A 12,286-nucleotide genomic window follows, 5' to 3' on the forward strand; every position below is an offset into this window, starting at 1 on the left:
CGCCTTCCGAACGGGCGCACGGCGTACGGGCGTACGTCGAGCGTGCCGCGGATGTCAGACGGCCGAGCCGGCCTTCCACTCCGCCCAGCTCATGTTCCAGCCGTTGAGGCCGTTCTCCGGCTTGATGGTCTTGTCCGGGGAGTTGATCACGGTGACCACGTCGCCGATGAGCGAGTTGTCGAAGAACCACGCCGCGGGCTGGTTGGGGTCGTTCGCGCCCTTGGCGTCGTTCAGCCCGACGCAGCCGTGGCTGGTGTTCACGCTGCCGAAGACCGAGTCGGATCCCCAGTAGTTGCCGTGGATGAAGGTGCCCGACGTGGACAGCCGCATGGCGTGCGGCACGTCCTTGATGTCGTACTCGCCCTTGCCCTCGTCGTTCTTGAAGCCGACGGTGGAGCCGTCCATCCGGGTCTCCTTGAACTTCTCGGAGATCACCATCTGACCGTTGTAGGTCGGGTTCTCCGGGGAGCCCGCCGAGATCGGGATGGTCTTGATGACCGCGCCGTCCCGGGTGACCGTCATCTTCTTGGTCTTGGTGTCGACCGTGGAGACCTGGCTGCGGCCGATCTTGAAGGTGACCGTCTTGTTCTGGACGCCCTGGACGCCGGGAGCGCCCTGGACGCCTTCGAGCGCCAGCTTCAGCGTGACGGTGGAGTTCGCCTGCCAGTACTGCTCGGGGCGGAAGTCCAGCCGCTGCGCGCCGAACCAGTGGCCGACGACTTCCTGGCCGCTGCTGGAGGTGACCGAGATCGCGGCCTGGACGGCCTTCTGGTCCTTGATCGGCTTGTTGAAGGTGATCGAGACCGGCATGCCGACGCCGACCGTCTGGCCCTCGTCCGGGATGAACGAGCCGACGAAGCTGTTCTCCGGGGAGACGGTGGTGAAGGAGGCGTTCTCGTGCGCCTCGCGGCCGTCGGCGTCCTTCGCCGTCGCCGCCAGGGCGTACTTCGTGGAGCGCTTCAGCGCGGCCTCGGGCTTCCAGCTCTTGCCGTCGGCGGCGATCTTGCCGGGTACGGCCGTGCCCTCGCTGGTCTTCAGTTCGACCTGGGTGAGCGTGCCGTCGCTGACGGAGACGTTGGCCGCGTCGTTGAGGCCGACGTTGGTCGAGCCGTCCTTGGGCGTGATCGTTATCTTGGCCTTCGAGGTGTCCTTGGCCGCTGCCGCGTCGGCCTCGGCCTGGGACGTGCCGGCCTCGCCCTTGCCCTTGGCATTGTCGCCGCCCCCGTCGTTGCATGCCGAGAGCATCAGTACACCGCCGAGAACAGCGGATATGGCCACAAGGGACCTTCTCCGCCGCTTGCTGTCCGTCCTCACACGCCACTCCATCGTTGCCGGAAACTCCGGGGCTGACGTCCCGGGGTTGGCCGGGCAGGGGGACGCGCCCCCTGCCTCGTCCTGACAACGCGTTAACGGCGGTGGCCGGTTCCACATTCCGTCGGGATGTGGGCAACCACACGGTCAGGCGTTGTCGGGTTCTTCGTCGAAGTCCCCATCTTCCTCGTCGATGTCCCACTCCATTGACTCGGGGTCGTATTCGACGGGCTCGCTGCTCCAGGAAGCCTGCGCGAGCTCGACTCCGGGGATGTCCGTGACCAGGTCAGTGGGGTCGACCAGGTAGGCGAGGGCCTCCGACTCGTCCTCCCGGACGGCGGCCTCGGCGTGGCCGCGCTCCTCGTCCGGCATGAACTCGTCGGCCTTGATGTGGGCGAGCGCGGCTCCGGTGAGTGCCTGGGAATCCGGCACCTCCAGCACCAAATCCACCCGAAGCCGTACGTATCGTGATGTCTCAGAAGAGTTCATACGACGGAGAGTAAGCCCGCGGAAGCCCCGACTTTCCCACGACCCGCCCCTTTCCGTAGCATCACCGCACACGGCCAATTCGCTGCTGCCACAAGGGGGATCGCACCGTGTCCGCACGACGACCGCTGCTCACCGCTCTCGGAGCGACCACCCTCCTCGCCGCCCTGTGGTTCGTGCCCTCGGCGGGCGCCACCGCACCGGAGGACGCGACGGACCGCGCCGGCGTGCCCGCAGGGGCGAACGCCGCAGGGACGGGCGCCCAGGCTGGCTCCGGTACCGGCGCGGCCACCGGCACGGTCTCGGGGGCGGCCCCGGACGCGGCCGACGCGCCGACCGTGCAGGGCAGGTCCCTCGTGCTCGCCGACACCGGCTCCGTGGACACCACCCCCTACCTGCTGGGCGGCACGCTCTGCCTGGGACTCGGGGCCGGGTTCGTGGCCTTCTCCGTACGGCGCTCCCACGCCCTGTGACCCCGTGACCCCGTGACCCCGTGACCCCGTGAACGACCGGGGGCCGCCCCGGGAAGAAGCTCCCGGGACGGCCCCCGTCCCAGCGGCGCGGGCCGCCCCGCACCGCCCGCGTCAGGCGAGCGGACCCGTCACCGGCTCCACCGCGGCGAGCAGGCCGCCGGTACGGATGAACGCGTCGGCGGCGGCCAGGTCGGGGGCGAGGAAACGGTCCGGCCCGGGGCCCTGCACACCCGCGGCGCGCGCGGCCTCGATCGCGGCCCGGCTGGCCGGGGCGGGGGTGAGCCCGTGGCGCAGCTCGATGGCCCGGGTGGCCGCGTACAGCTCGATCGCGATGATCCGCGTCAGGTTGTCGACGGCCGTACGGAGCTTGCGCGCCGCCGACCAGCCCATCGAGACGTGGTCCTCCTGCATGGCGGAGGAGGGGATCGAGTCGGCCGAAGCGGGCACCGCGAGCCGCTTCATCTCGCTGACGAGCGCTGCCTGCGTGTACTGGGCGATCATCAGACCGGAGTCCACGCCGGCGTCGTCCGCGAGGAACGGCGGCAGGCCGTGCGAGCGGTTCTTGTCGAGCAGCCGGTCGGTGCGCCGCTCGGCGATGGAGCCGAGGTCGGCGGCCGCGATGGCGAGGAAGTCCAGGACGTAGGCGACCGGCGCCCCGTGGAAGTTGCCGTTCGACTCCACGCGCCCGTCGGGCAGCACCACCGGGTTGTCGACGGCGGCGGCCAGCTCGCGCGAGGCCACCAGGGCGGCGTGCGCCATGGTGTCGCGGCCCGCGCCGGCGACCTGCGGGGCGCAGCGCACCGAGTAGGCGTCCTGCACGCGCGGGGCGGTCTCCTCCTGGTAGTGCCGCACGAGCCCGGAGCCCTTCAGCACGGCGGCCATGTTCGCGGCGGAGGCGGCCTGACCGGGGTGCGGGCGGATCGCGTGCAGCTCGGGCTGCAGGACCTTCTCCGTGCCGAGCAGCGCCTCCAGGGTGAGGGCGGCGGTGATGTCGGCCGAGGTGTAGAGCTTGGCGAGGTCGGCGAGGGCCATGACCAGCATGCCGAGCATGCCGTCGGTGCCGTTGAGGAGGGCCAGGCCCTCCTTCTCGCGGAGCTCGACGGGCTCGATCCCGGCCTCGGCCAGCAGCTCGCCGGCGGGGCGGACGGTGCCGTCGGGGCCCTCGGCGTCGCCCTCGCCCATGAGCGCGAGCGCGCAGTGGGACAGCGGCGCGAGGTCGCCGGAGCAGCCCAGGGAGCCGTACTCGTGGACGACGGGGGTGATCCCGGCGTTGAGGACGTCGGCCATGGTCTGGGCGACCGAGGGCCGTACGCCGGTGTGCCCGGAGGCCACGGTCTTGAGCCTCAGGAACATCAGCGCGCGCACCACCTCGCGCTCGACGCGCGGGCCCATGCCGGCGGCGTGCGAGCGGACGATGTTGCGCTGGAGCTGGGCGCGCAGCTCGGGGCTGATGTGCCGGGAGGCCAGAGCGCCGAAGCCGGTGGAGACCCCGTAGACGGGCTCGGGCTTGGCGGCGAGGGCGTCGACGATCTCACGTGCGCGGGCGAGCGCGTCGAGCGCCTCCGCGGACAGCTCGACCCGCGCGTTGCCGCGGGCGACGGCGATGACGTCTTCGGCGGTGGTCCCGGACGTCCCCACTACGACAGTCTGCATATCCATATTCAGCACCCTACGGACTGAATCCCTTCATGTCACTAGCGACTTCGCTCAGGGCCCCTTACGGTCCGCGACGCAGGGCCGCGAGGACGCAGGGGCCACGGCCGGGCATGGGCTCAGGGCCGGGCCCGGGCTCACGGCCGGGCGGGCTCACGGCCGCCCCCGGAAGCGGCGGCGTTCGCCCGAGGCCGCTTCGGCGGCGGCATCGGCCATCCGGACGACGGCGGTGTCGCGCCCCGCGACGACCGGCTTGGGCGAGCGCGCCGCCTTCGCCTTGTACTGGGCGGCGTCCGCCAGCCGGAACAGCCGCCGGGAGGACTTCACCAGCCCGATCGGGTCCCCGGTGGAGGCCACCCCGCAGGCCACGCCCTCGCCCAGCTCCAGCTCGGCGGCCCGCGTGCACAGCTCCTCGGTGACCCGGACCACCTCGTCCGCCGTCGGGCCCAGCCCGACCAGGCAGAACTCGTCGCCGCCGAGGCGGGCCACCAGCGCGCCGGGCAGCATGGCCCCGCACAGGCTCAGCACCGACCCGAACCGCTCCAGCAGCCGGTCGCCCATCGCGTGGCCGAGGGTGTCGTTGACCTTCTTCAGCCCGTTCAGGTCGCAGACGACGAGGCTGACCACCGCCCCGGTGCGCCGGTGCTCCTCCAGGGCCTCGTCGAGGCGCATGTCGACGGCGCGGCGGTTCGCCAGCCCGGTCAGCGGATCGGTGAAGGCGAGCCGCCGGGCCTCCTCCAGCCGTTCGTTCTGCGCCAGCCCGGCCGCGACCACGGCGGCGAGGACGGTGGCGAACTCGGCGTCGTCCTCGTCGAAGTCGGGCAGTCCCTCGTCCCGGGCGACGTACAGCTCGCCCCAGGCCCGCCCGCTGAGCACGATGGGCGCGACCACGCAGGTGCCCCGCCCCCGGCCGCGCAGGGCCTCGCCCCGGCGCCCGGGCCGGTCGCCCACGGCGCTCTCCACCCAGGCGTGCGGGCCGCCGCCGCCCACCCAGCGCTCGTGCAGGAACTCGGTGATCTCGGGGAAGTCGTGGACGGGATAGGACTCGTCCTCGGGGAACTCCTCCTCCCCCGCCCGCCGCTCGCCCTCGTTCACGAGCACCCGCAGGCGCCCCCGCTCCCGCTCCCACGCCGAGATCGCGGCGAACGAGCCGTCGAGCGCCATCCGCGCGCCCCGCGCGGCCGCGCGCACACTGTCCCGCGGCGCGCACGCCGCGGCCATCGCCTGCGCCAGGCCCACGACGGCTCGCAGCCGCCCGTCAACTCCCATCACCCCAGGTTAGGGACTTTTGTCCGATTCAGTATCGCGGGGCGCGGCGCCGCACGTCCCCGCGAGCCCGGCCTGATCCACGAGACACCACCCGAGACACCACCCAGCCGCTACTGCCCCGGCCAGTTCGGCTTGCGCTTCTCGTTGAACGCCGCCACGCCCTCGGCCCGGTCGCCGGAGAAGGCCACCGTCCGCCAGGCCGCGTCCTCGATCTCCAGCCCGGCCGCCAGGTCCATCCCGTGCCCCAGCCGCAGCGCCCGCTTGGCCGCCCGCAGCCCCACGGGCGAGTTCGCCGCCATCCGGCCCGCCAGGGCCAGGGCCTGCTCGGTGTCCTGCCCGGCGGGGACCACCGAGTCCACCAGCCCCAGGGACAGCGCCTCGGCGGCCTCCACCCGGCGCGCCGTGAAGATCAGCTCGGCGGCCCGCGCCGCGCCCACCCGGCGCGGCAGCAGCTGGGTGCCCCCGCCGCCGGGGATCACGCCCACCGACACCTCGGGCAGGCCGACCACCGCGGTCTCGTCGGCGACGATCACGTCGCAGGCCAGGGCGAGCTCGAAGCCGCCGCCCAGCGCGAAACCGTGCACGGCCGCGATCGTCGGCATCGGCAGCTCCAGCACGCCGCCGTACGCGCCCCGCGTGGTCGGCCGCTGCCGCACCAGCTCGGCGTCCGACAGCGCGTTGCGCTCCTTGAGGTCCGCCCCCACGCAGAAGGCCCGCTCCGCGGTCGAGGAGAGCACCACGACCCGTACGGACGCGTCCGCGGCCAGCGCGGCGCAGGCCGCCCCGATGGCGCGGGCCATCTCGGTCGACACGGCGTTCATCGCCTTGGGGCGGTCAAGGACCAGCTCCGCGACCCCGTCCGCGTGGCGGCGTACCGCCACGAACTCCGACTCGAACTCGGCCTCGGACGCCATAGGACCCTCCCGGTTAACGAACGTTACCGGGGGATCTTAGGCGGCCGCCGCGTCAGCGACCAGGGCTCCACGACCCCCAGCCCGCGCACGGGCCGCTGCCACATCGGCTGGAGCGCGAACCGGTAGGCCGCGCTCTCGTCGGCCGCCGCCTCGGCCTCCTTCTCCGACACCGGCGCCGCCCCGCTGCGGGCCAGCTCCTCGGCCATCGCGCCGTCCACCAGCACCGCGTCCTTCGGCGCTATCGACGTCAGCCGGCTCGCCAGGTTCACCGTGGTCCCGAAGACGTCGCCCATCCGGGTCGTCACGGTGCCGAAGGCGATCCCCACCCGCAGCTCGGGCATCTGCGGGTCGGCCTCCATCGTCTCGATGAGCCGCAGCGCGATCTCCGCCGCCGTCGCCGCGTCGTCGGCGCAGTACAGGACCTCGTCCCCGAGGGTCTTGATCAGCCGGCCGCCGTGCGCCGCCACGAGGTCCGCGGAGGTCGTCTCGAAGGACTCGACGAGCTCGCCGAGCTCCTCCTCCTCCAGGCGCCGCGTCAGGCGGGTGAAGCCCACCAGGTCCGCGAAGCCCACCGCGAGCCGCCGGTCGACCATCTCGTCGTCGTCGGCCACCTGCACCACGCGCCCGGTGGCGGCCGCCAGCTGGCGCCGCCACACGTAGACGAGGAACTCCTCCAGCTCCGGCAGCAGCAGCTCCACCAGGGGGTACGTGACCTCGGTACGGGTCATGCCCGGCTCCGGCGGCTCCGTCAGCCCCTCCAGGAAGGAGTCGATCTGCCATTCGGCCAGCCGCGCCGTGGTCTGCCCGGTGGACCGCGCCACCTGCACGGCCATCGGCTCGGACAACAGCCCGGCCTCCACCAGACCGGCGAGCCGGCGCAGGGCCAGTACGTCCGCCTCCGTGAGCGCCTTGGCCTGGCCGATGTCGGCGAAGCCCATGGCCCGCCAGAAGCGCGAGGCGAGCTCCATCGACACGCCGGCGCTGCGGGCCGCCTGGAAGGGGGTGTACCGGCGCTCGGCACCGAGGATCAGCTGCTCCAGTCGGATGGCGAGCGGATCCGCCGTCGGCTGGGCCGTGTGGTCGACCTCGTGGTGCGGGTGGTGCTGGTCGCGGCCGATCGGGGTGCCCGGGCCGCCGGGCCCGGGGGCGGACGCGCTGGACGTAGGGTCGTCGACGGTCAAGGGCCGCCTCCTGTCCATTTCCGTGCGCACTGCCCTGCGAACCGGTTGATCACCACGAGCACCGGGATCGCCTAAACCATACGGCAGGTGTGCCGTAGCTCACTCCCCCTCCCCGGCGGAACGGGGCCGTCAGTGGACGGAGCGCAGGTGGACCACGTCGCCCGCGCCGACCGCCTCGTGGACGCCTTCGGCCGTACGGATCACCAGGCGGCCGTCGGTGTCCACCGCTTCGGCCGTTCCGGTGAGGGTGCGGCCGCCCGGGAGCTCCGCGCGGACGTGCTTGCCGAGGGTGGCGCAGCCCGCCGCGTAGGTCTCCTGCAGGCCGCTGGCCGCCGGGTCGCCGCCCGCCGCGCGCCAGTTCCCGTACCACTGCTCCAGGGAGCGCAGTACGGCCCTCAGCAGCGGGTCCCGGTCGGTCACGGAGGCCTTGGCCAGCGCGAGGGAGCCGGCGCCCGGCACGGGCAGCTCGTCCTCGGTCAGGGACACGTTGAGCCCGATCCCGATGACGATGCCGTCGGCCACCCGCTCGGCGAGGATCCCGCCGGCCTTGCGCTCCTCGCGGTCCACGGTGACCAGCAGGTCGTTGGGCCACTTGAGGGAGGTGTCCACGCCCGCGGCCCGGGACAGCCCCGTCGCGGTGGCCACACCGGCGAGCAGGGTCAGCCACCCCCAGCGCTCCTGCGGCACCGCGGCGCCCGGCTTGAGCAGCACGGAGAAGAACAGCCCGGACCGGGCGGGCGCGACCCAGCTGCGGTCGAGCCGCCCGCGTCCGGCGGTCTGCTCCTCGGCGACGAGCACGGCTCCCTCGGGCAGCTGGGGGGCCCTGGCGGCGAGGTCGGTGTTGGTGGACCCGGTGGTGTCCACCACCTCCAGGGAGGTCCACAGCCCGCCCTCGGTGACGAGGGCACGCCGCAGCCCCTCGGCGTTCAGGGGCGGCCGCTCCAGGCTGGACCAGCGACCGGTGGAGGCACCGTTCGAGCGCTCTGCTGGCATGATCGGATTCCTTTGTCGCCGTAGGTGATCCTTCGACCCGGGATCGTGTGCGGATCTTGACTGACCCTAGCGTCCCGGCTGTGGGGAATTCTGCGGTAAAGCGGGCATTCACGTTCCGTTTCCACCCCGACGACGCGCGGCCGGACGAACCGGTCAGGACGCCGGGACGTGTCCGGCCCGGCCGGCCGCCGGTTGTCTCCTAGGGAAGGCGGCGAGGCCAGGCAACCCAATGCGGGTGTGTCAAACGCCGCACTGCCGAGCGCCATGCCCGCCGATACGCTACGCACCAGTAGCCAGCAGTAGTCAATCAATTGACCAGGCAGTTGACACCACGCAGGGAGCCGCGACCCCGATGTCACATCCGTCAGAGCCGATCGACATGCACACCACCGCGGGCAAGATCGCGGATCTGCAGCGCCGCATCGACGAAGCCACCCACGCAGGATCCGCGCGTGCTGTCGAGAAGCAGCACGCCAAGGGCAAGCTGACGGCGCGTGAGCGGGTGGCCCTGCTGCTGGACGAGGGTTCCTTCGTCGAGCTGGACGAGTTCGCCCGGCACCGCTCCACCAACTTCGGGCTGGAGAAGACCCGCCCCTACGGCGACGGCGTCGTCACCGGCTACGGCACGGTGGACGGCCGGCCGGTGGCCGTGTTCTCGCAGGACTTCACCGTCTTCGGCGGCGCCCTCGGCGAGGTCTACGGCCAGAAGATCATGAAGGTCATGGACTTCGCCCTGAAGACGGGCTGCCCGCTCGTCGGCATCAACGACTCCGGCGGCGCCCGCATCCAGGAGGGCGTCAGCGCGCTGGGCATGTACGGGGAGATCTTCCGCCGCAACGTCCACGCGTCCGGCGTGATCCCGCAGATCAGCCTGATCGTCGGGCCCTGCGCGGGCGGCGCCGTGTACTCGCCCGCCATCACCGACTTCACGGTCATGGTGGACCAGACCTCGCACATGTTCATCACCGGCCCGGACGTCATCAAGACGGTCACCGGCGAGGACGTCGGCTTCGAGGAGCTGGGCGGGGCGCGCACGCACAACAGCACGTCCGGCGTCGCGCACCACATGGCGGGCGACGAGAAGGACGCGATCGAGTACGTCAAGTCGCTCCTCGCGTACCTGCCGTCGAACAACCTCTCCGAGCCGCCGGCCTTCCCGGAGGAGGCGGACACCGAGGTCTCCGACCTCGACCGCGAGCTCGACGTGCTGATCCCGGACAGCGCGAACCAGCCGTACGACATGCACACCGTGATCGAGCACGTGCTGGACGACGGGGAGTTCCTGGAGACGCAGGCGCTGTTCGCGCCGAACATCCTGACCGGCTTCGGCCGGGTCGAGGGCCACCCGGTGGGCATCGTCGCCAACCAGCCGATGCAGTTCGCCGGCTGCCTGGACATCAACGCCTCCGAGAAGGCGGCGCGCTTCGTCCGTACGTGCGACGCGTTCAACATCCCGGTCCTGACGTTCGTGGACGTACCGGGCTTCCTGCCCGGCACGGACCAGGAGTACAACGGGATCATCCGGCGCGGCGCGAAGCTGATCTACGCGTACGCCGAGGCCACCGTTCCGCTGATCACCGTCATCACGCGCAAGGCCTTCGGCGGCGCGTACGACGTCATGGGCTCCAAGCACCTGGGCGCCGACCTGAACCTGGCCTGGCCGACGGCGCAGATCGCCGTCATGGGTGCGCAGGGCGCGGTGAACATCCTGCACCGCAGGACCATCGCGGAGGCGGACAATGTGGAGGAGACCCGGGCACGGCTGATCGCCGAGTACGAGGACGCGCTGCTCAACCCGTACACGGCCGCCGAGCGCGGTTACATCGATGCGGTGACCATGCCGTCCGAGACGCGGGCGCACGTGGTGAAGGGGCTGCGGCAGCTGCGCACCAAGCGGGAGTCCCTGCCGCCGAAGAAGCACGGCAACATCCCCCTCTAGCCCCTCCAGGAGGTCTCTGTGGTGATCAAGGTCGTCAAGGGCAACCCGACCCCCGAGGAGCTGGCCGCCGCACTGGCGGTGGTCCAGGCGCGGGCGGCGGCGCTGGCCTCGGCACCGTCGCTCGCCCCGGTGGTCGCGGACGAGTGGTCGGCGCCCGCCCGGGTGGCGCGGCGCCGCGGGCTGCAGCCGGGGCCGCGCGCGTGGGGCCGTACGTACTGGCCCGGCTAGCCGGGCCGGCGAAGATGATGTGAACGGATGGTGGCGCCTGAGTACGGGTACTCAGGCGCCACACCTGTCTGCGGGCCAGTATCGGAACATGCTCTGGTCCGACCCGAAAGACGAGCCGCCCAAGGACATGCGCGACGCGCAGGCGATGATCCGGCGGCTGACCGTGGTGCTCGCCCTCGCCATGATCGTGGTGGTGTACGTCCTGGGCGTGGGCATGGGCCGGTTCTAGAGGCCTAGGGGGGCGTGGGCCGGTTCCAGGGGGTCGCGCCGCGCGCCTACGATGGCCGGCATGACTGCCACGCCCGCGCGCCCGCTCGTCCTCGCCTCCGCCTCGCCCGCCCGGCTGAACCTGCTGCGGCAGGCCGGGCTCGCCCCGCACGTGATCGTCAGCGGCTTCGACGAGGACACCCTGAACCACGACGAGCCGGCCGCTCTGGCGCTGGCGCTCGCCGAGGCGAAGGCGGCCGTCGTGGCGGCCCTGGAGGAGGCCGCGGGCGCCCTGGTGATCGGCTGTGACTCGGTGCTGGAGCTGGACGGCGAGGCGCTCGGCAAGCCCGCGGACGCCGAGGAGGCCACGGCGCGCTGGAAGGCGATGCGCGGCCGGGCGGGCGTCCTGCGCACCGGGCACTGCGTCATCGACACGGTGGACGGGCGGCAGGTCTCTGCGACGGCGTCCACGACGGTCCGGTTCGGGGAGCCGACGGACGCGGAGGTCGCGGCGTACGTGGCGAGCGGCGAGCCGCTGCACGTGGCCGGGGCGTTCACCCTGGACGGGCTGTCGGCGCCGTTCATCGACGGCATCGACGGGGATCACGGCAACGTGATCGGGCTGTCGATGCCGCTGCTGCGCTCCCTGCTGGGCGAACTGGGCGTGTCGATCACGGACCTGTGGGCTTGAGCTCTCCGAACGGCGGCAGCGGCGGCCCGGTCGGGTCCTCGCGGCGGGCGGGGTAGAGCATCAGGATCAGGACGAGCAGGCACAGGATCAGCGTGGTCGCCGCGAAGGCCGCCCACCCGACCACGACGACGGCGAGGGTGCCGAGCAGTCCGTGGGTGACCGCGGCGGTGACGAGCACGACGCGGGCGAAGCGGCCCGGGGCCCGGTCGCGCAGTGCGGCGGCGGCGCAGAGCACGGCGCACAGCAGGAGGAAGGCGCCCATGCCCGCGCCCAGGGCGTAGGTGGCCGCGGACATGACGTCAGGGTCGCTGCCCGCTATGGACATCGACTGGCTCGCCGTGGTCTTGCCCAGTACGACGTGGACGAGCACGAGCACGGCCGCTTCCGCGACGAGCACGATCGCGGCCAGTCCGGCCACGAGTCTTCGCAGCACGATGGTCCCCACCCCTCACGTGTCCGTCCCGAGCGTGTTCGACGCCTGGAGGCTACTAACGGGTAGCCCCGTGGGCAAGGCATCGGACCCAACTGTGCCGGGGCCGGACGCGGGCAGGCCGGGACACGCCGGGCGCCGCTGCCCGTCTGGGCCGCGGCGGGCCGCGCCGCTGTGGGTACGGTGTTGTCCCGGTTCGCCCGGCGGACGGCGAAGCTACTCGGCAGTAAACGGGGGGCAACTCCGATCAGGCCCGCAAAGAAATCGTGGGCGGTTCGTAGGGACTCGACAAAGAATCACCCGGGGCCGCTGACCGGGGGGACAGAGACCTTGGCTACATCGCGGGGTTACTGTGCAGTCGGGGATCCCCCTGACCTGGGGCGCCACAAGGGTTCCCCGGCGGAGCGGGCCTCGCATCACACTCTGTGTGGGCAAGCTCACCACCGGGGAAGGGTCGTAAGGCCGTGTGGGCTGTCCCTAAACTCAGCTTGTTTTCAAGGAGGGAGCCATC

Annotated in this window: 13 protein-coding genes; 5 read left to right on the top strand and 8 right to left on the bottom strand. The window is 72.2% G+C overall.

What is annotated here, in order from left to right:
• Window positions 1-54 precede the first annotated feature (54 nt).
• Both AC07DU_RS04440 and AC07DU_RS04445 read right to left on the bottom strand, forming a co-directional pair.
• Window positions 55-1,326, bottom strand: a complete 1,272-nt coding sequence (locus tag AC07DU_RS04440; protein WP_479026598.1) for a L,D-transpeptidase — start codon at window positions 1,324-1,326, stop codon at window positions 55-57.
• A gap of 132 nt (window positions 1,327-1,458) precedes the next feature.
• The gene (locus AC07DU_RS04445) at window positions 1,459-1,800 is read right to left on the bottom strand and encodes a hypothetical protein (protein ID WP_360902784.1); all 342 of its coding nucleotides are present in this window, start codon (window positions 1,798-1,800) and stop codon (window positions 1,459-1,461) included.
• Window positions 1,801-1,907: 107 nt separating this feature from the next.
• Between AC07DU_RS04445 and AC07DU_RS04450 the strand changes: the two genes are divergently transcribed.
• Window positions 1,908-2,270, top strand: coding sequence for a hypothetical protein (locus AC07DU_RS04450; RefSeq protein WP_479026595.1), 363 nt, complete (start codon window positions 1,908-1,910; stop codon window positions 2,268-2,270).
• Between the two features lie 111 nt (window positions 2,271-2,381).
• On the opposite strand, the gene hutH is transcribed toward AC07DU_RS04450, so the two are convergent.
• The 5 genes from hutH to AC07DU_RS04475 form a co-directional block, all read right to left on the bottom strand.
• Complete coding sequence (gene hutH, locus AC07DU_RS04455) at window positions 2,382-3,923, bottom strand: histidine ammonia-lyase (protein WP_360902778.1); 1,542 nt, start codon at window positions 3,921-3,923, stop codon at window positions 2,382-2,384.
• A 153-nt stretch (window positions 3,924-4,076) separates the two neighbouring features.
• Window positions 4,077-5,192, bottom strand: a complete 1,116-nt coding sequence (locus AC07DU_RS04460; RefSeq protein ID WP_479026593.1) for a GGDEF domain-containing protein — start codon at window positions 5,190-5,192, stop codon at window positions 4,077-4,079.
• A gap of 110 nt (window positions 5,193-5,302) precedes the next feature.
• The gene (locus tag AC07DU_RS04465) at window positions 5,303-6,106 is read right to left on the bottom strand and encodes an enoyl-CoA hydratase/isomerase family protein (RefSeq protein WP_360902772.1); all 804 of its coding nucleotides are present in this window, start codon (window positions 6,104-6,106) and stop codon (window positions 5,303-5,305) included.
• Window positions 6,107-6,129: 23 nt separating this feature from the next.
• Window positions 6,130-7,287, bottom strand: coding sequence for an adenylate/guanylate cyclase domain-containing protein (locus AC07DU_RS04470; RefSeq protein WP_468630097.1), 1,158 nt, complete (start codon window positions 7,285-7,287; stop codon window positions 6,130-6,132).
• Window positions 7,288-7,416: 129 nt separating this feature from the next.
• Window positions 7,417-8,280 (bottom strand): biotin--[acetyl-CoA-carboxylase] ligase, encoded by an 864-nt coding sequence (locus AC07DU_RS04475; RefSeq protein WP_479026584.1) that lies wholly within the window; start codon window positions 8,278-8,280, stop codon window positions 7,417-7,419.
• Between the two features lie 352 nt (window positions 8,281-8,632).
• On the opposite strand from AC07DU_RS04475, the gene AC07DU_RS04480 reads away from it, so the two are divergent.
• The 4 genes from AC07DU_RS04480 (at window position 8,633) to AC07DU_RS04495 (ending at window position 11,345) form a co-directional block, all read left to right on the top strand.
• The gene (locus tag AC07DU_RS04480; protein ID WP_360902766.1) at window positions 8,633-10,219 is read left to right on the top strand and encodes an acyl-CoA carboxylase subunit beta; all 1,587 of its coding nucleotides are present in this window, start codon (window positions 8,633-8,635) and stop codon (window positions 10,217-10,219) included.
• A 21-nt stretch (window positions 10,220-10,240) separates the two neighbouring features.
• Entirely contained in the window at window positions 10,241-10,447 is a 207-nt protein-coding gene (locus tag AC07DU_RS04485; RefSeq protein ID WP_360902840.1) for an acyl-CoA carboxylase epsilon subunit, read from the top strand.
• 88 nt (window positions 10,448-10,535) lie between these two features.
• Entirely contained in the window at window positions 10,536-10,676 is a 141-nt protein-coding gene (gene mmpB / locus AC07DU_RS04490) for a morphogenic membrane protein MmpB (RefSeq protein ID WP_479026579.1), read from the top strand.
• Window positions 10,677-10,736: 60 nt separating this feature from the next.
• The gene (locus tag AC07DU_RS04495) at window positions 10,737-11,345 is read left to right on the top strand and encodes a Maf family protein (RefSeq protein ID WP_479109579.1); all 609 of its coding nucleotides are present in this window, start codon (window positions 10,737-10,739) and stop codon (window positions 11,343-11,345) included.
• Here the strand turns inward: AC07DU_RS04495 and AC07DU_RS04500 are convergent.
• The gene (locus AC07DU_RS04500; protein WP_360897439.1) at window positions 11,326-11,778 is read right to left on the bottom strand and encodes a hypothetical protein; all 453 of its coding nucleotides are present in this window, start codon (window positions 11,776-11,778) and stop codon (window positions 11,326-11,328) included. The two genes, AC07DU_RS04495 and AC07DU_RS04500, sit on opposite strands and share 20 nt — an antisense overlap.
• Window positions 11,779-12,286 lie beyond the last annotated feature (508 nt).

Source organism: Streptomyces sp. NPDC045695, assembly GCF_056432025.1.

What these genes read in the sequence shown, in the direction of transcription:
- AC07DU_RS04475 (WP_479026584.1), bottom strand. Translation starts at nt 8,280, where the DNA reads ATGCCAGCAGAGCGCTCGAACGGTGCCTCCACCGGTCGCTGGTCCAGC.
- AC07DU_RS04495 (WP_479109579.1), top strand. Translation starts at nt 10,737, where the DNA reads ATGACTGCCACGCCCGCGCGCCCGCTCGTCCTCGCCTCCGCCTCGCCC.
- AC07DU_RS04480 (WP_360902766.1), top strand. Translation starts at nt 8,633, where the DNA reads ATGTCACATCCGTCAGAGCCGATCGACATGCACACCACCGCGGGCAAG.
- AC07DU_RS04465 (WP_360902772.1), bottom strand. Translation starts at nt 6,106, where the DNA reads ATGGCGTCCGAGGCCGAGTTCGAGTCGGAGTTCGTGGCGGTACGCCGC.
- AC07DU_RS04460 (WP_479026593.1), bottom strand. Translation starts at nt 5,192, where the DNA reads ATGGGAGTTGACGGGCGGCTGCGAGCCGTCGTGGGCCTGGCGCAGGCG.
- mmpB (WP_479026579.1), top strand. Translation starts at nt 10,536, where the DNA reads ATGCTCTGGTCCGACCCGAAAGACGAGCCGCCCAAGGACATGCGCGAC.
- hutH (WP_360902778.1), bottom strand. Translation starts at nt 3,923, where the DNA reads ATGCAGACTGTCGTAGTGGGGACGTCCGGGACCACCGCCGAAGACGTC.
- AC07DU_RS04445 (WP_360902784.1), bottom strand. Translation starts at nt 1,800, where the DNA reads ATGAACTCTTCTGAGACATCACGATACGTACGGCTTCGGGTGGATTTG.
- AC07DU_RS04440 (WP_479026598.1), bottom strand. Translation starts at nt 1,326, where the DNA reads ATGGAGTGGCGTGTGAGGACGGACAGCAAGCGGCGGAGAAGGTCCCTT.